Origin of the sequence: Pseudomonas sp. D8002, from assembly GCF_013385695.1 — a bacterium.
Taxonomy (GTDB): Bacteria; Pseudomonadota; Gammaproteobacteria; order Pseudomonadales; family Pseudomonadaceae; genus Aquipseudomonas.
The window spans coordinates 22,842-40,294 of sequence record NZ_JACAPM010000056.1; the positions used below are offsets into that span (position 1 = coordinate 22,842).

Genomic DNA, 17,453 nt, shown 5'->3' on the forward strand with positions numbered 1-17,453 from the left:
GGTGCCAAGGGATTTTTTGACTGTTGTGCGCCGCCTCTCGGGGCCTTTTGAGCATAAATCACTGCCAATCAGCAAATTCAAAGCACGTTGTGCTTCAACTCCCGAACACCCCGCAATTGTGTTTAAAATGCCGCCCGCTCAATGACCGACGTTGCCCGATGAACCCAGACGCACTCGCCACCCTGCACACCCATTTGCTGAACGCCCTGCAAACCGTCCCCGCCGAGACCCGGCGCCTGTTTCACGGGCGTGGCCGCTGCTGGCCGGGCCTGGAGCAACTGACGGTGGACTGGCTGCAAGGCGTGGTGCTGGTCTCGCTGTTCAAGGAGCCAGAAGCCACGGAGCTTGAGGCCTTGAAGCAGGTGCTGATGCAGATCGACTGGCGGTCATTCGGCGCCCATACCGTGGCGCTGCAACACCGCTACCTGCCGCAAAGCACCACCGAATGGCTGCTGGGCGAGGTGGTCGACGAACTGACCATCACCGAAGGCGGCCTGCGCTACCTGATCGACCTGGGCAAAAAGCAGAACAGTGGGCTGTTCCTCGACATGCGTTACGGCCGCAACTGGGTACGCGAACAGGCTCATGGCCTGCGGGTGCTGAACCTGTTCGCCTACACCTGTGGTTTCTCCGTGGCCGCCATCGAAGGCGGCGCCGAGCATGTGGTGAACCTGGACATGGCCCGAGGCGCCCTGAGCCGTGGTCGTGACAATCACCGCCTGAACGGCCACGACCTGAGCAAGGTGACGTTCCTCGGCCACGACCTGTTCAAGTCGTGGGCCAAGGTCACCAACAGCGGCCCGTACGACCTGGTGATCATCGACCCGCCCTCGTTCCAGAAAGGCAGTTTCCTTTTGACCAAGGACTACCAGCGGGTGCTGCGTCGCCTGCCGGATTTGCTCACGGCCCAGGGTACGGTGCTGGCGTGCATGAACGACCCGGCGTTCGGCGAAGACTTCCTGATCGACGGCGTAACCCGCGAAGCGCCTGGCCTGCGCTTTGACCAGCGGCTGGAAAACCCGCCGGAATTCCCCGATATCGACCCGCAAAGCGGATTAAAGGCACTGGTGTTTCGCCAAGGCTGATGCCGAAACGTCCTGCGCTTGCTACGCTTAACCTACGCCGGGTGGTGAACCTTATCCCACCCTTCCCGGTCGATACCTGCACACTCTGGCCAGATTCGACGGTGCTACCCCGTCGGCTGCCCTGTTTCACCTTTTGGAGAACGCCCCTGTGATATCGACCCTGCATGTAGCCCGTCTCAAGGCCTGGGGCGCCCATGGTTTTACCGCCACCGGCGTGGTGCTGGCCTTCCTGGCCACCCTGGCACTGCTCGACAACCAGCCCAAGGCTTGCCTGCTGTGGCTGGGCCTGGCCTTGATCGTCGATGGGGTCGACGGCTCTCTCGCGCGACGGGTGAATGTGCAAACAGTGCTGCCAAGCTTCGATGGCTCGGTATTGGACCTGGTGATTGATTACCTGACGTACGTGTTTATTCCGGCGCTGTTTATCTATCGCTATATCGCCCTGCCGGACTTCACCCCGTTGTTTACGGTGTCGGTGATTCTGGTGTCGTCGCTGTTCTGCTTCTGCAACGTCAACATGAAGAGCAAGGACAACTACTTCGTCGGCTTCCCCGCCGCATGGAACGTGGTGGCGCTGTGCGTCTATATCATCCAGCCGGAAGCCTGGGTCACCTTGCTCACCGTGATCGGCCTGGCGTTGCTGACCGTGACGCCGATGAAGTTCCTGCACCCGTTCCGGGTCAAGCGCTTCATGCCGATCAATATTGCCGTGACCACCATCTGGTTGCTGTGCAGCCTGCTGCTGGTGATCGACTTCCCGTACACCAATCGCCTGACCCTGGGCCTGTGGTTGCTGATGTCGGCGTACTTCCTGGGGATCTGCATCTGGCGGACCGCACTGGAGTGGGTCGAAACACATAAATAGCCAAGCGGGCACGGTTGAAATGTGGGAGCGGGCTTGCTCGCGAACGCGGTGGATCAGCCACTCTATCCGGTGACTGACACTGCGCATTCGCGAGCAAGCCCGCTCCCACATTGGGAATGCATCCCGTGACGCAGAGCGTGGGAACGATCATAGTCGCAGGCCCCCACGCTAATCGGTAAGATACCGGCCTTTCGCGCAGCCCTTGCTGCGCCCTGCCGACTAAGTCTTGCCCATGCCTTTCGAACTCAGCGTTGACCTCACCACCCTGGCGATCCTCGCCGTGGTTGCCTTTATCGCCGGTTTCATCGACGCCATCGCCGGCGGTGGCGGCCTGCTCACCACGCCCGCCCTGCTGACCGCCGGCATGCCGCCCCACCTGGTGCTGGGCACCAACAAGCTCAGTTCCACCTTCGGCTCGGCCACTGCCAGCTTTACCTTCTACCGGCGCAAGCTGTTTCATCCGCGCCAGTGGGTGCACGCCATCGTCGGCACCCTGGTCGGTGCACTCACCGGCGCGGTCGTGGCCCATTACCTGCCGGCAGAAACCCTGAACAAGATGCTCCCGGTGATTGTGTTCGGCTGCGGTTTGTATTTGCTGTTCGGCGGCACGCCCAAGGCGGCGCTGGACAACGACGCACCGATCAAGAAGAAATGGCAGTCCACCCAGGGCTTTGGCCTGGGTTTCTACGACGGCGTCGCCGGCCCGGGCACCGGGGCGTTCTGGACCGTGAGTACCATGCTGTTGCACCCCATCGACCTGGTAAAGGCCAGCGGCGTGGCGCGCAGCATGAACTTCGTCAGCAACGCGGCGGCGCTGACGGTGTTCATTTTCAATGGCTCGGTAGACTGGATTGTCGGCCTGTGCATGGGCGTGTCGGTGATGTGCGGCGCGTTTTTTGGCGCACGCAGCGCCATCAGCGGCGGCGCCAAGTTCATTCGCCCGGTGTTCATCACCGTGGTGCTCGGCCTGACGGTGCGCCTAGCCTGGCAGCACTGGTTCAGCGTGACCTAGGCGACGGGCCAGGTAGAGGTCGATCAGGTAGCGCGCAATCGAGCGCGACGCCGGCAACGGCGGCAGTTCATGGATGTTGAACCACTGCGCGTCTTCGATCTCGTCAGCCTGGGGCACAATGTCGCCGCCAGCGTACTCGGCGTGAAAGCCCAGCATCATCGAGTGCGGGAACGGCCAGCACTGGCTGCCCATGTACTGGATGTTCTTGACCTCCACCTGCACTTCTTCACGCACCTCGCGAATCAGGCAGTCCTCGGCCGACTCGCCCGGCTCGGCAAACCCCGCCAGGGTGCTGTAGACCCCCGTGACAAAGCGCGGCGAACGGGCCAGCAGGATCTCGTCGCCACGGGTCACCAACACGATCATGCTCGGCGAGATCCGCGGGTAGCTGCGCAGGTCACAGGCCTGGCAGAACATCGCCCGCTCCCGTGGCACCTGCACCATCGCCTGGCCGCAACTGCCGCAAAAACGATGCTCCCGGGCCCAGGTGCCGATTTGCGCGGCGTAGCCCAGGACTTTGTACAGCGTGTGATCGCCCTGCAGCATGAATGCCCGCAGGCCCTGCCAGCCGCAGCCCGGCACGTCGGCGGGGCTGTTGAGTTCCAGCAGGTACACCGGCTCGCCGTCCAGGTGGCCGATGCCATGCTCGGCGAACACCGAGAGGTCCTGGCGCTTGAGCCATTCCCGGGGAAACAGCGGGCCGTTCTGGTCGTGTAAAAAGCCTTCACGGCTGCGGGCCACGGCCCAGCCGCCCGGGGCGTCATTGTCCAGCAGCGTTGTGGTAATCCAGCCTGGGGTCATGTTCAGTCAATCCACGAAGTCGGGTTTCTGCTTGCTCATATGGGCCGCGATGGCCACGCGCAGGTCGTTGGATTGCAACATAGCTGAGTTCCAGGTGGCAACGTATTCCAAACCGTCATTGATCGTGTGGTCACGCATGTAGCTGATCATCGCCTTGGTGCCGGTGACCGCGATCGGTGATTTGGCGGCTATTTCCCGGGCGATTTCCATCACGCCGGCCAGCAGGCTCTGGTGATCGCTGTACACCCGATTCACCAGGCCGATGCTGCAGGCCTCTTCGGCGCCGAACTGGCGGCCGGTGTAGGCCAGCTCGCGCAGCATGCCGTCGCCGACGATGCGCGGCAGGCGTTGCAGGGTGCCGACGTCGGCGGCCATGCCGATGTCGATTTCCTTGATGGAGAATTGCGCATCTTCGGCGGCGTAGCGCATGTCACAGGCGCTGATCAGGTCGATGGCGCCGCCGATGCAGTAGCCATGGATCGCCGCGAGTACCGGCTTGCGGCAGTTGTCGACGGCGTTGAAGGAAGCTTGCAGTTCGAGGATCTTGCGCCGCAGCAGGCGCGCGTTGCGGCCCACGTCCTTGCCGAACTCGTTGGCGACCGAGGCCAGCAGCATCAGGTCGATGCCGGAGGAGAAATGCTTGCCGGCGCCGCTGATGACCACGGCTCGCACCGCGTCGGTGTCTTCGACCCATTGGAAGATGTCGATGATCTCGGTCCAGAACGCCGCGTTCATCGCGTTGATCTTTTCCGGGCGATTGAGCTGCACATGGGCGACGTTGCCGCTGAGTTCGACGACAAAGGCTTGGTATTCGGACATGGCAGTGATCCTTGACTGGCGGCTGGAATAGGGGCCGAACTATAACAAGGCACCGCGTGAGGTGGTAAGGCTGTGCAAACGCCAAATTCGGGACTGAAGAACGATGAAGATCAAATGTGGGAGCTGGCTTGCCTGCGATGGCGGTGTATCAGTTAGCAAAGATGCAAGCTGACCCACCGCCATCGCAGGCAAGCCAGCTCCCACAATGGTTTTGTGGTGTTCTTTAACTCGGCAGCCAGAGCCGGAAGCGTGCACCACCCAATGGCGAAGCCTGGGCCGTCAATGTTCCGCCCTGCGCCTCCAGCGCCCGCCGGCTGATGGCCAATCCCAGGCCAAAACCGCCAGTGGCTCGATCCCGGCTGCGATCCAGCCGGTAGAACGGCTCGAAAATCCGCTCCCGCTGGTCAACCGGAATGCCAATACCGTCATCATCCACGCAAATCTCGCACCCCCTGGGACACACCTTCACCCCCACCTGAATTCGCCGCTCGCAATACCGCATGGCGTTGCGCAGCAGGTTTTGCAGGGCCCGGGCGGTCAGGCGCGGGTCCAGGGTGAAGCGTTCCACGGCGCAGTCCAGCACCACGTCCATCACGATATCGGGGTTTTCCAGTTCGTCGTCGACGCTGCCCAGGATGCTGTCGATGAACTCATCCAGCACCACTTCCACCCGCTCGGGTGTTTGCGCCGGGTTTTGCAAACGGCTGTAGGAGAGCAGCTCCAGCACCAGCTCATCCAGCTCGCGAATGTGCGCCACCAACCCTTGCAGCCGCTCACGGCTGGCCGCCGGGAGGTCGTCGGACAGCGCCAGGGCCAGGCCGAAGTCCAGGCGCGTCAGCGGCGTACGCAGTTCATGGGAGACGGCATTGAGCAAGTCGCGTTGCTGGTTGAGCAGCTGTTCGATGTCGTTGGCCATGGTGTCGAACACCGCCGCCAGGCTGCCGATGTTGGAGCTGGGCGGGATTTTTGTGCGGGCCGCAAGGTTGCCCTGGCCGAGTTGCGCGGCGGTGCTTTTCAGGCGCTCCAGGTCGCGCCAGTGGGGCCGCAGCCAGAACAGCAGGCATGCCAGCAGCGCCGCGCCGATCAGCACGTTCATGCTCCAGTACAGCAGGTTCATGTCCAGCGGGTCCGGCGGTACCGAGACCTTGACCACCAACTGGTCGTCCAGGGCCGAGCTGACGTCGTCCGCCCAGCCCCACTCGCCCAGGCGAATCACCATCTGGTCTTTTTCCAGCAGGCGCTGTTCTTCAGGGGTGTAGCTGGCGTCCTGGATACGCAGCAGTTGCACCTTCAGCGGCGCGAAATCCGCCGACAGTCGCACGGTGACATTGGCCCACTGCTCCATCGGCACCCGTCGATACTCCTTGACGATCAGGCTCTGCATGCCTCGGGACTGCTCGATGTTGTAGTTCATGTAACGGTGTTCAAACAGCTGGATCACCGCCCGGGGCACCAGGTAAATCGCGGCGGCGAAGGTGACGATGGTGATCAGGTACAGCCGAATCAGGACGCGAAACATGGCTCAGCATTCCCACTCGGAACGGCTGAACAAGTAGCCCTTGCCCCACACCGTCTTGATCTTGCGCGCCTCGCCCGCGTGGTCGTCGAACTTGCGCCGCAGCTTGGAAATCGCCACGTCCACCGAACGGTCGGTGCCGTTGAACTCGATGCCGCGCAGGCGTTGCAGGATCTGGTCGCGGCTGAGCACTTCGCCGGCGTGCCGGGCCAGCACCACCAGCAGGTTGTATTCACCGCTGGACAGCTCAACCGGCTGGCCGCGCCAGGTCACGGTGCGTTCCGACAGGTCGATGCACAGGTTGCCCATCAGGATCTGGTCGTTGGCCACCTGGGGTTCGGTGAGGCTGCTGCGGCGCAGCAAGGTTCGCACCCGCGCCAGCAATACCCGCGGCTCGCAGGGTTTGGTGACGTAGTCGTCGGCGCCCATTTCCAGGCCCAACACCTGGTCATGGCTGTCGTCGCGGGCGGTGAGCATCAGGATCGGCAGCGTGGCCGAGTCGGCCCGCAGCAACCGGCAGACCTGCAGGCCGTCGAGGCCCGGCAGCATCAGGTCGAGAATCACCAGGTCCGGTGGGTTGAGCCGCGCACGCTCACGCACGTGGTCGCCACGGCTGAGCACACTGACGTGATAGCCGTTGCGTTCCAGGTAACTGGCGATCAATTCGGAGAGCGCGGCGTCGTCTTCCACCAGAAGAATGTTGGGCATGGTATTTCCAAATAATACAATTTCTGAGTAGTACGCAAATCCAATGTGGGAGCGGGTTTGCTCGCGAAAGCGGTGTTTCAGTTAACGCACACGGCGACTGACACACCGCCTTCGCGAGCAAGCCCGCTCCCACATTTGATCTTCGGTATCAGGAAGATCGTGTAAGGTTCGGCGGTTATGAAGGATATACGCCCGCGTGCATCTGTGGGTCGCACCTTACATTTCTTCACACACCACCTACAGAGCTTCACAGCACTGTGGCGGGGGCGCCCGTAGGATGCGCCAGTCAATATTGGGATATGAGCATGTCGAAGAATCTGTTTGCGCCGTTTTGCCTGTTGGCCCTGACACTGGCGTTGAGCGCGTGTGGCAAGTCGGCGGACGACGCCGCCGAGGCGCCGCTGGCCAAGGTGCGGATCGAAACCCTGGAAGCCAAGCCCCTGTCCATCACCAGCGAGTTGAGCGGACGGATTGCCGCGCCACGCATCGCCGAAGTGCGCGCCCGGGTGGCCGGCGTGGTGTTGCAACGGGTGTTCCAGGAAGGCCATGACGTCAAACAGGGCGATGTGCTGTTCCGGATTGACCCGGCGCCGTTCAAGGCCGACCTCGACAGCGCCCAGGCCAGCCTGCGCAAGGCCGAGGCCAATGCATTCCAGGCGCGCCTGCAAGAGCAGCGCTACAGCCAACTGGTGGAAGGCAACGCCATCAGCGGCCAGGAATACGACAACGCCCGCGCCGCCGCCAGGCAAACCGCCGCCGATGTGGCCGCCAACCAGGCCGCCGTGCAGCGCGCCAAATTGAACCTGGGTTATGCCACCGTGACTGCGCCGATTTCCGGTCGGATTGGCCGTGCGCTGGTGACCGAAGGTGCGCTGGTGGGCCAGAACGAAGCCACACCGATGGCGCTGATCCAGCAACTGGACCCGATCCACGCCGACCTGACCCAATCCACCCGCGAGCTGAACGACCTGCGCCGGGCCTTTCGCGCCGGGCACTTGAAGCAAGTCGGCCAGGACCAGGCCAAGGCCACGCTGATCCAGGATGACGGCAGCCTGTACCCGCTGCCGGGCAAGTTGCTGTTCGCCGAGATCAGCGTCGACCCGGGCACCGGGCAGATCATCTTGCGCAGTGAGTTCCCCAACCCGGATCTCGACCTGCTGCCCGGCAGCTTTATCCGCGTGCGCCTGGAGCAAGCCGTCGACCAGCAAGGCATCAGCGTGCCGCAACGGGCGATCACCCGCGACAGCGCCGGGATCCCAATGGTGTTAATGCTGGACGCCGAGCAAACCGTGAGCCAGCAGCCGGTAGAACTGGGTTCGGTGGTCAATGACCGCTGGGTGGTGACCCGCGGCCTGAAGGCCGGTGACCGTATCGTCGTCGAAGGCCTGCAACACGCCCGCCCTGGCGAGAAAGTCCAGGTCGACGACAGCCCCGCGCCCATCGCCCAGGCATCCGGCCAATAAGGATCGTTAAACATGCCGCAGTTCTTTATTGACCGCCCGATCTTCGCCTGGGTGGTCGCCCTGTTTATCCTGCTGGCCGGCGCCCTCGCCATCCCGCAGTTGCCGGTGGCGCAGTACCCCAACGTCGCGCCGCCGAAAGTCGAGATCTATGCGGTGTACCCGGGTGCCTCCGCGCAAACCCTGGACGAAAGCGTGGTCAGCCTGATCGAGCAGGAGCTTAACGGCGCCGATCACCTGCTGTATTTCGAATCCCAGAGCAGCCTCGGTTCGGCCACCATCACCGCCACCTTTCAGCCGGGCACCGACCCGGAGATGGCCCAGGTTGACGTGCAAAACCGTCTCAAGGCCGTGGAGCCGCGCCTGCCCCAAGCCGTGACGCAGCAAGGCTTGCAGGTGGAGAAAGTCTCCGCCGGCTTCCTGCTGCTGGTGACCCTGACCTCCAGTGACGGCAAGCTCGATGACGTGGCGCTCAGCGATTACCTGGCGCGCAACGTGATGAACGAACTCAAGCGCCTGGACGGTGTGGGCAAGGCCCAGCTGTACGGCGCCGAACGCGCAATGCGCATCTGGATCGACCCGCAGAAGCTGATCGGCTTCAACCTGACCCCGGCCGACGTCAACGCGGCGATTGCGGCGCAGAACGCCCAAGTGTCGGCCGGCAGCATCGGCGATTTGCCAGGCACCAAGACCCAGGAGATCACCGCGTCGATCCTGGTGAAAGGCCAACTGTCGACCCCGGCCGAATTTGCCGACATCGTGCTCAAGGCCAACCCGGACGGTTCCACCGTGCGCGTCGGTGACGTGGCGCGGGTGGAAATCGGCAGCCAGGAATACCAGTTCTCCACCCGCCTGAACGGCAAGCCGTCCACCGCCGTCAGCGTGCAGCTGTCACCGGGCGCCAACGCCTTGAGCACCGCAACCCTGGTGCGGGCGAAGATGGACGAACTGGCGCGCTACTTCCCGGCCAACGTCGAATACAAAATTCCGTACGACACCTCGCCGTTCGTGAAGGTCTCGATCACCAAGGTGGTGTACACCCTGGGCGAAGCGATGTTGCTGGTGTTTGCGGTGATGTTCCTGTTCCTGCAGAACATCCGCTACACGCTGATCCCGACGCTGGTGGTGCCGATCGCCTTGATGGGTACCTTTGCGACGATGCTGTTGCTGGGCTTCTCGATCAACGTGCTGACCATGTTCGGCATGGTGCTGGCCATCGGCATTTTGGTGGACGATGCGATTGTGGTGGTGGAGAACGTCGAGCGGATCATGGTTACCGAGGGCCTGTCGCCCAAGGAGGCCACCCGCAAGGCCATGGGCCAGATTACCGGGGCGATTGTCGGTATCACCCTGGTGCTGGTGGCGGTGTTCCTGCCGATGGCGTTCATGCCGGGTTCGGTGGGCGTGATCTATCAGCAATTCTCGTTGTCGATGGCCACCTCGATCCTGTTCTCGGCATTCCTCGCCCTGACCTTGACCCCAGCCCTGTGCGCGACCTTGCTCAAGCCGATTGCCAAGGGCGAGCACCATGAGAAAGGCGGGTTCTTCGGCTGGTTCAACCGGCGCTTCGAGCAGTTCACCGACCGCTATGAAGGCTGGGTGGCCTACGCCCTCAAGCGCAGCGGGCGTTACCTGTTGATCTATCTGGTGCTGGTGGTGGGGCTTGGGGTGTTGTTCGCCCGCCTGCCCTCCTCCTTCCTGCCGGTGGAAGACCAGGGCTACACCATCACCGATATCCAGCTGCCGCCGGGCGCCAGCAAAAACCGCACGGTGCAGGTGGCCGAGCAGATCGAGGCACACAACGCCGGCGAGCCAGGCGTGGGCGATACCACGATGATCATGGGTTTCAGCTTCTCCGGTTCGGGGCAGAACGCCGCGCTGGCGTTTACCACGCTCAAGGACTGGTCGGAGCGCAGCAGCAAGGATTCCGCCGCGGCCATTGCGGACCGTGCCAACGCGGCTTTCAGCGAGCTGAAGGACGCGATTGCCTATGCAATCCTGCCACCGCCGGTGGATGGCCTGGGCACCTCCAGTGGTTTCGAGTTCCGCCTGCAGGACCGTGGTGGCGTCGGCCATGCCGCGTTGATGGAGGCCCGCACCGAACTGCTGGCCGCTGCCGAGAAAAGCCCGATCCTGGCCAACGTGCGTGAAAGCGCCCTGGCCGAAGCTCCGCAAGTACAGCTTGAGGTGGACCGCAAGCAAGCCAATGCCCTGGGCATTTCCTTTGCCGATATCGGCAATGTGCTGTCCTCGGCCATCGGTTCGGCCTATATCAACGACTTCCCCAACCAGGGCCGCATGCAGCGGGTGGTGGTGCAGGCCGAAGGTGATCAGCGCAGCCAGGTGGCCGACCTGATGAAGATCCATGTGCGCAACAATGCCGGGAAGATGGTGCCGCTGTCGGCCTTCGTCGAGGCGCGCTGGATTCAGGGCCCCGCCCAGTTGACCCGCTACAACGGCTACCCGGCCATCGCGATTTCCGGTGAATCGGCACCGGGCCACAGTACCGGCGAGGCGATGGAGGAAATCCAGCGCCTGGTCAGCCAACTGCCCGCCGGCCTGGGCCAGGAATGGACCGGCCTGTCGTTGCAGGAACGCTTGTCCGGCTCCCAGGCACCGCTGCTGCTCGGTTTGTCGCTGCTGATCGTGTTCCTGTGCCTGGCGGCGCTGTATGAGAGCTGGTCGATTCCGACCTCGGTGCTGCTGGTGGTGCCCCTCGGCGTGCTCGGCGCGGTATTGGCCGTAAGCTTGCGCGGGATGCCCAACGATGTGTTCTTCAAGGTCGGCCTGATTACTATCATTGGGCTGTCGGCGAAGAACGCGATCCTGATCATCGAGTTTGCCAAGGACCTGTATGACCAGGGTGAAGACCTGATCGACGCCACGTTGAAAGCCGCACGCCTGCGCCTGCGGCCGATCATCATGACGTCCCTGGCGTTCATCCTCGGCGTGGTGCCGTTGGCGATTGCCACGGGCGCCAGCTCGGCCAGCCAGCAGGCCATCGGTACCGGGGTGATCGGCGGCATGATTACCGCGACGCTGGCGGTGGTGTTTGTGCCGGTGTTCTTCGTCGTGGTCATGAAGCTGGTGCGCAAGCGCCACACGTAATAAATGCGCTATGGTGCTTACACATCCCTGATTTGTGAGCGCCATGCCCTTCCTCGCACGCACCCACCCTCGCCTGTCCTCCGCCGCCGTCCTGGGCCTGGCGGTGGGGCTCCTGGCTCCCGCCGACACGATCATCAGCAAAATCCTCATCGGCTGGAACGCCGGGGTCTGGACCTACCTGGTGCTGATGCTGTGGCTCACCAGCCATTCCCGGGCCGACGACGTGAAACGCATCGCCGAGATCGAGGACGAGAACGCCGGCCTGGTGTTGTTCATGGTGTGCATTGCGGCGATTGCCAGCCTGGCGACCATCACCCTGAACCTGGTGGGCACCAAGGACCTGAGCGATAGCCAGCGCCTGTTGCACTACGGTTTTACCGGCCTGACGGTGGTTGGCTCATGGCTGCTGATCGGGGTGATTTTCAGCGTGCACTATGCGCGCCTGTATTACACCTGGGACGGTCCCGAGCCGGCACTGCGCTTTGCCGAGGATTTACGCACGCCCAATTACTGGGACTTCCTGTACTTCTCGTTCACCATCGGCGTGGCGGTGCAAACGGCGGATGTCGGGGTTGCCACGCGTACCATGCGCAAGGTGGTGCTGGGGCAATCGTTGATCGGGTTTCTGTTCAACACGGCGATCCTGGGGTTCTCGATCAACATCGCCGCCGGATTGTTTGGATGAAGCTGCACAAACCTTCTAGACGCTAAGCCCCTGCAGGAGCGAGCTTGTTCGCTCCTGCAGTGTTCCATTCCATAGGTATTTTATGGCCGCCCACAACTGGATCGACCTGGCTCAGGACGCCGACACCGGCATCGAGACCCTGCGCGCGCATTTCGAGGGCCACGCCTACGACCCGCACTGGCACGACAGCTACCTGGTGGGCGTCACGGAACAAGGTGTGCAGCAGTTCAACTGCCGGCGCACCCGCCATAACAGCGTGCCCGGCCAGGTGTTCCTGGTGGAGCCCGGCGAGCTGCACGACGGCGATGCGCCCACGGCGGACGGTTTTACCTACCACATGCTTTACCTCGACCCGCAGTGGTTGGCGCGGGAAGTCAGCGCAGTGTTCGAAGAAGCGCCGCTCGACAGCCAGCTGGGGTTTGCCAGCACCCTGGCCAGCGACCCGCGCCTGGCCCTGGCCACCAGCCGGGCCTTCCAGACCTTGCACGGAGGTGAGCTGCGCATCGTGCGGCAACAGGCGATGGACCAACTGCTCGAACGCCTCACTGCGCAACTGCACTGGCGCACCCGCTACCATGAAGACCCTCGCCTGCCACGGGTGGCGCACAAGGCCCGGGAATACCTGCATGCGCACCTGCAGCAAGATGTGGGCATGGATGAACTGGCGCTGGCCTGCGGCGTCGATCGCTTTCGCCTTACCCGCGCCTTCAAGAGCGCCTTCGGCCTGCCACCCCATGCCTACCTGGTGCAACTGCGCCTGGCCCGCGCCCGGCATTGGCTGGCCAACGGCAAGCAACCCGCCGACGTAGCGATTGCCCTGGGCTTTGCCGACCAGAGTCACCTGGGGCGCTGGTTCGTGAGGGCGTATGGCCTGACGCCGGCGGCGTATCGCAAGCGGTGTTCAAGCGTTTTGCAGCGCTAGCTGCGCCACCACCACTCGTCGGCACTGTCAATTCTCACAGGTTCGCCACGCCCCCCGATAGGTGTTTGATCTTCTTGTCAGCAGTCGGCCACTCAGGGCCGCGCCTCATTCAAGGAAGCCTGTCCATGCCCAATTTTCCCATAGCCCCGGATAATGCGCCGCTGGGCGACAACAACCCGCCCGGCAACGCCCTCGTGCTGCATAACCCATCGTCAGGCCTGGCGTCGCGCCGCGTCGAAGACCTCGACCCACCCAAGTCGGCCTATCCGTCGGTCCCGCTGGATGCCACGCTGTATCCTGAAAGAGGGGTCTACGGCCTGGGAATCCGCCACGTGCGCCCCTTTGCCCAGTGGACCTTCGAACGCTGGTTCAACTTCAATTACGACTTCTACGCCCTCTACCTCAACGACCTGGTCAATGCAGTCGCCGCCGATATTGCGCTTGAAGACCGGGACCGTTACGACTTGTTCGTCCCCGAAGAATTCATCCCCGAAGGCGACGTCCAGATATACGGCCGCGTAGTGCGGGCCGGCAGCGGCCAGGAGAGTACGTCGCCGCTGCAAACCATCCTGATCAAGACCACCCGCCCCGGTGGCCGCGATAACGACCCCGGCAGCAAATGGCACCCGGGCCTGGTGATGACGGTGGAAGGCCTGCCTGAGGGCTCCACCGTTAATATAGATAATGCCAACAGCGGGGTCTGGTGCCTGATCCAGCGCTATGAAAACCTGCGCCAGAATGACCAGATCGAGCTGTCGTGGGATGGGGTTTTAGTCACGCATATCGTCAGCCCGGCCGAAGTCGCGGGTTCAGGGCCGATTCGCGTCTTTGTCTCCAGGGACATCATTTTGCAGGGGGGGCATTTCGGCAAGCTGACCCTGCGGTTCCGGGTCTCGGACGTGGTGCAAAACTTCTCCGGGGATAAGTACCAGTATTCCAAACCCTACTTCCTGGACAGCGAGCTGGATCCGAACCTGCTTTCTGCACCGATCTTCCTGGTGGATGGCGAAGAGGCGACCCAGATCGACTTCGATACCCAGAGCGAGGCAACCTTCGAAGTGCTGGTGACGGTGCCTCGGCAAACCCCGGCGCCGCTGCCGCGGCACCAATTGGCGGTGACCTTGTTCGGTACCCTGGGCGACGGTTCGACCCAGGTGTTCCCCTTGGCCCCGGTGGTGGACAGAAACCTCAGCGTTGAATTTGTCACCGTCGACCGGGAGATTATCGAACAACTGGTGGGCGGGTCCTTCCGGGTCTCGTTCCAGTGGCTGAAAAACGACGGCCGCGTGGAGCAATCCGGCAGTACCTCCGTCAGCGTGGTGGGCACGCCGGTGGCGATGCCGGCAGTGACGGTCGCACCGATCGAGGTGGGGCTGATCGAGCCCGATCAGGACATCACCGTGCAGATCCCCTTCTACGAACCCCACAACCCGGACTGGCTGGAAACCCTGGTGATCGAACATATCCGTCCTGGCGGCGGCGGCGAAGACTACGTGGAAGAACAACTGGCGGGCGCCCAGGGCGGCACGCGCTACGTCAGCAAAGAGCACCTGAAACAGTTTGAAGGCGTGGGCGACATCGCATTTTATTACCTGGTCAACGATGGCGCCGGCCACGTCCTGGACGGCAACGCATTGACCACTCGCAAGTCCCGCGAGCTGTTCGCCCACGTGGGTGAACGCATCGGCAACATGCCGACTGCACACCTGGAAGGCGCCCTGGGCAACAACATCGACCCCAGCCATGTGACCACGCCCACCTTGCTGCTGACCCTGCCCCTGACCTTGCCCGCCCCGCACGGGCAGACCGAAGAAGGTGACCTGATCCACTGGAACGCCATCGGCTCCGACCTTGACGGCTCGGCCAGTGGCGTTGTGCGCATCAACGGCGGCACGGCAGGCAAGCCCCTGGTTTTCCCGGTGAGCCGGGCGATCCTCGACAACAACAATAATGGCAGCCTGCGCATTACCTATAGCCTCGAACGCAGCGGCCCGCCACGCCTGGTATTGCGCTCCGAGGTGCTCAACCTGACCGTGGGCCGCGGCGTGCAACTAGACCGTCCGGTTATCGACGGCGCCACCCTGTTCCCCGACGCACTCAACCCCCTGGCCGCATTGAGCGGCGCCAAGGTCATCGTGAGATACCGGCCGATGCAGGCCACCGACCAGATCAAGGTCGACTGGTTGAGCCGCGACGGGCTGGGCAGTGCCACCGAGTACACCCTGGGCAACCCGTCCACCAACGAAGTATTCGTGACCATCCCGGCGCGCACCATCGCCAGGGGTATTCGCCCCGGTGGCAACCAGATCAGCGTGCAATACCACTTCAACCGTGGCGCCTTTCCGTACCCTTCGGACACTGTCGACCTGCACCTGCTTCCCCTCACCGGGCTGCCCACACCGACGATCGACGGCATTGGCGACAGCACCCTGCTCGACCTGTCGAAACTCAATGACCAGGCCCGCGCCCGTGTATCCGTCTGGCCGTTTATCGATGCCGGGCAGTTTATGTGGATGAGTTGGGAGGGCACGTTTGCCGACGGCAGCCCGTACCGCGAGGACACCTACACCGCCAACCTGGTCACCGAAAACGGTGCCGCCAACGGTATCTCGCCACCCGCGCCAGTGGACAAACTGCAGCGCTTGATGGATGGCTCGCACCTGACCATCCGCTTCTGGGTCAGCCTGGCAGAAAGCCCCGACAAGAACACCGCCGTGCTGTTTGGCGTGCGTGAACACCGTGTGCAAACCCTGCCCGCCGTGCTGCCACACCCACGGTTCAACGACCAGCCCGGGGCAACGCTGACCATTCAGCCGCTGGACCACGTAGACAACGCCAGTGTCACGGTGGCGTATGGCGGCATGAATCCAAGCCATTCCATCCAGTTGCAATGGATTTTCCCGGATGGCGGTGTTGCGGATATTGACGCCAAGGACGGCCTGGACGGCGGTCGTGTGGATTTCGTCATTACCAATGAAGTGCTGGCAGACAGCGTCGGCAAAACCATTGAGTTGCGCTATGTCGCCACCATCAATGGCAGCCCGGTGCCTTCAGAAACGCAGGTATTGACAGTGGCCAGGATCCCGGCGGGAAGACCGCCACAACCGCGAATCAATAACATGAACAGCGGCACAACCCTGGACCTCCAGGCGTTCACCGGGGATGCACACGCCTCAGTAGCCAAATGGGAATTGAGCAAGCAAGGTCAACGTGTATGGATCACGCTGGAGGCGGCAGGTGTAGAATCTTTGTCGGTGCTGAGGGCACACGCCATTACTGCTGCTCAAGCGGCCAACGGCATCACCAACCAAGCTGTCTCCCGCAGCTGGCTGGCAAGCCTGGGGAAAAACACTACGTTCACGGTGACCTGCAAAGTGACGTATGACGGCAGTGACGATGAGTCAAAAGCCATCCCGCTCCTGCAAAGTACCTATACCGTGACATGGCTAGCGGAGGTCAAATTTATTCCTACCCTCCTCCACTCATCAAACGGGGTCGTCGTCAGCCCTGACGGGCGCCGCGTTTATGTCGCTGTTGGCGCGGGTGGTAGAACTGCGATTTACGTAATCGACACAGCAACGGACGCCATTATTCACTCGGCTTCGTATGACATTCAGTCCAGTGGGCACCTTGCAATTCACCCGGACGGATCAAGACTCTACCTGGACCTGGTCCGCACCAGCATAGCGGTAATCAGTACAACCTCCTTCGCCAGAGTTGCGACCTATGCCACCGTAAATGAAATTATAGTGGACTTGGCGATCAATACTGCAGGCACTCGGCTATATGTTACTGCGAGGAGCGGTGCTTATACTTACGACGCCGCCACCGGCAATCGGATAGCTCAAATAGCGGGTCAGTCTCGCTTCATCGCCCGCTCACCTAATAATACGCGTGCCTATCTTACGACCTATGGCGGCGGTTTCAACGCGGTTGATACGACTGTTATAAATACTGCAAACAATAGTGTTGTAACTGTCATTCAGGGAGTGATTGGGCCCATGGCTTTAAGTACCAACACCCCTCGCCTCTATTTGGCGAGAGCTGATGGCTTGGCGATAATAAACACCAACACCAACAGTTTGGTGACCGTGATTGGGGTGGGATGGGGAAGGTCGGTTGCAGTCAACCCGGTACTTCCTCATGTCTACACGGCAGGGTACAGGGTCTTCAACATATTTGACACAAATACGGACAGGCTTATAGCGACTGTACCCGTGGACATTGGGTTTGGATCTGGCAATATTGCAGTACTACCGAACGGTTCAAAAGCTTATTTCACCGACAGTGACTCGCAAGGACTCTACGTCATGCGTTATTGATTAACTAACCGAGGTATAACCGGGACAGGTCCATCTAAACCATGGACTTGTCCCTTTTTTTGTCCCCTATAGCTCTCCCGCCACTATCCCCTGCCCGTGTCCGCACGCCCCTGCTCAAACCTTCCAGACACGCCACCACGCCCCTGCAAC

At 62.2% G+C, this 17,453-nt stretch carries 12 protein-coding genes; 8 read left to right on the forward strand and 4 right to left on the reverse strand.

Going from position 1 to position 17,453, the window contains the following annotated elements:
* The first annotated feature begins 158 nt into the window (after positions 1-158).
* The 3 genes from HX807_RS28930 to HX807_RS28940 all read left to right on the forward strand — a co-directional run bounded on the left by HX807_RS28930 (position 159) and on the right by HX807_RS28940 (position 2,962).
* Complete coding sequence (locus tag HX807_RS28930) at positions 159-1,085, forward strand: class I SAM-dependent methyltransferase (RefSeq protein ID WP_134326771.1); 927 nt, start codon at positions 159-161, stop codon at positions 1,083-1,085.
* A gap of 148 nt (positions 1,086-1,233) precedes the next feature.
* Positions 1,234-1,950, forward strand: coding sequence for a phosphatidylcholine synthase (gene pcsA / locus HX807_RS28935; protein WP_003208507.1), 717 nt, complete (start codon positions 1,234-1,236; stop codon positions 1,948-1,950).
* A gap of 232 nt (positions 1,951-2,182) precedes the next feature.
* Positions 2,183-2,962 carry a TSUP family transporter gene (locus HX807_RS28940; protein ID WP_003208505.1) on the forward strand — a complete coding sequence of 260 codons (780 nt, stop codon included), beginning with the start codon at positions 2,183-2,185 and terminating at the stop codon, positions 2,960-2,962.
* Here HX807_RS28940 and nudC read toward each other — a convergent pair.
* The 4 genes from nudC to HX807_RS28960 form a co-directional block, all read right to left on the reverse strand.
* Positions 2,930-3,763: an NAD(+) diphosphatase gene (gene nudC / locus HX807_RS28945; RefSeq protein ID WP_008430294.1), complete on the reverse strand. Its 834-nt coding sequence runs from the start codon at positions 3,761-3,763 to the stop codon at positions 2,930-2,932. The two genes, HX807_RS28940 and nudC, sit on opposite strands and share 33 nt — an antisense overlap.
* A gap of 6 nt (positions 3,764-3,769) precedes the next feature.
* The gene (locus HX807_RS28950) at positions 3,770-4,582 is read right to left on the reverse strand and encodes a crotonase/enoyl-CoA hydratase family protein (RefSeq protein ID WP_177051880.1); all 813 of its coding nucleotides are present in this window, start codon (positions 4,580-4,582) and stop codon (positions 3,770-3,772) included.
* A 223-nt stretch (positions 4,583-4,805) separates the two neighbouring features.
* On the reverse strand, positions 4,806-6,101 hold the full coding sequence (locus HX807_RS28955; RefSeq protein ID WP_003214046.1) for an ATP-binding protein: 1,296 nt from the start codon (positions 6,099-6,101) through the stop codon (positions 4,806-4,808).
* Positions 6,102-6,104: 3 nt separating this feature from the next.
* Complete coding sequence (locus tag HX807_RS28960; protein WP_008430287.1) at positions 6,105-6,806, reverse strand: response regulator transcription factor; 702 nt, start codon at positions 6,804-6,806, stop codon at positions 6,105-6,107.
* 305 nt (positions 6,807-7,111) lie between these two features.
* On the opposite strand from HX807_RS28960, the gene HX807_RS28965 reads away from it, so the two are divergent.
* The 5 genes from HX807_RS28965 (at position 7,112) to HX807_RS28985 (ending at position 17,303) form a co-directional block, all read left to right on the forward strand.
* On the forward strand, positions 7,112-8,269 hold the full coding sequence (locus HX807_RS28965; protein ID WP_177051882.1) for an efflux RND transporter periplasmic adaptor subunit: 1,158 nt from the start codon (positions 7,112-7,114) through the stop codon (positions 8,267-8,269).
* Between the two features lie 12 nt (positions 8,270-8,281).
* Entirely contained in the window at positions 8,282-11,374 is a 3,093-nt protein-coding gene (locus tag HX807_RS28970) for an efflux RND transporter permease subunit (protein WP_003214052.1), read from the forward strand.
* Positions 11,375-11,417: 43 nt separating this feature from the next.
* A complete protein-coding gene (locus HX807_RS28975) occupies positions 11,418-12,059 on the forward strand; it encodes a DUF1345 domain-containing protein (RefSeq protein ID WP_003214055.1) in 642 nt (213 codons plus the stop codon).
* Positions 12,060-12,141: 82 nt separating this feature from the next.
* Positions 12,142-12,981: an AraC family transcriptional regulator gene (locus tag HX807_RS28980; protein WP_008431232.1), complete on the forward strand. Its 840-nt coding sequence runs from the start codon at positions 12,142-12,144 to the stop codon at positions 12,979-12,981.
* 125 nt (positions 12,982-13,106) lie between these two features.
* A complete protein-coding gene (locus HX807_RS28985) occupies positions 13,107-17,303 on the forward strand; it encodes a YncE family protein (protein WP_177051884.1) in 4,197 nt (1,398 codons plus the stop codon).
* Positions 17,304-17,453: the final 150 nt, after the last annotated feature.

Coding starts and splice junctions, on each gene's coding strand:
- HX807_RS28975 (WP_003214055.1), top strand. CDS start 11,418: ATGCCCTTCCTCGCACGCACCCACCCTCGCCTGTCCTCCGCCGCCGTC.
- HX807_RS28965 (WP_177051882.1), top strand. CDS start 7,112: ATGTCGAAGAATCTGTTTGCGCCGTTTTGCCTGTTGGCCCTGACACTG.
- HX807_RS28970 (WP_003214052.1), top strand. CDS start 8,282: ATGCCGCAGTTCTTTATTGACCGCCCGATCTTCGCCTGGGTGGTCGCC.
- HX807_RS28930 (WP_134326771.1), top strand. CDS start 159: ATGAACCCAGACGCACTCGCCACCCTGCACACCCATTTGCTGAACGCC.
- HX807_RS28985 (WP_177051884.1), top strand. CDS start 13,107: ATGCCCAATTTTCCCATAGCCCCGGATAATGCGCCGCTGGGCGACAAC.
- HX807_RS28950 (WP_177051880.1), bottom strand. CDS start 4,582: ATGTCCGAATACCAAGCCTTTGTCGTCGAACTCAGCGGCAACGTCGCC.
- HX807_RS28940 (WP_003208505.1), top strand. CDS start 2,183: ATGCCTTTCGAACTCAGCGTTGACCTCACCACCCTGGCGATCCTCGCC.
- nudC (WP_008430294.1), bottom strand. CDS start 3,763: ATGACCCCAGGCTGGATTACCACAACGCTGCTGGACAATGACGCCCCG.
- HX807_RS28955 (WP_003214046.1), bottom strand. CDS start 6,101: ATGTTTCGCGTCCTGATTCGGCTGTACCTGATCACCATCGTCACCTTC.
- HX807_RS28980 (WP_008431232.1), top strand. CDS start 12,142: ATGGCCGCCCACAACTGGATCGACCTGGCTCAGGACGCCGACACCGGC.
- HX807_RS28960 (WP_008430287.1), bottom strand. CDS start 6,806: ATGCCCAACATTCTTCTGGTGGAAGACGACGCCGCGCTCTCCGAATTG.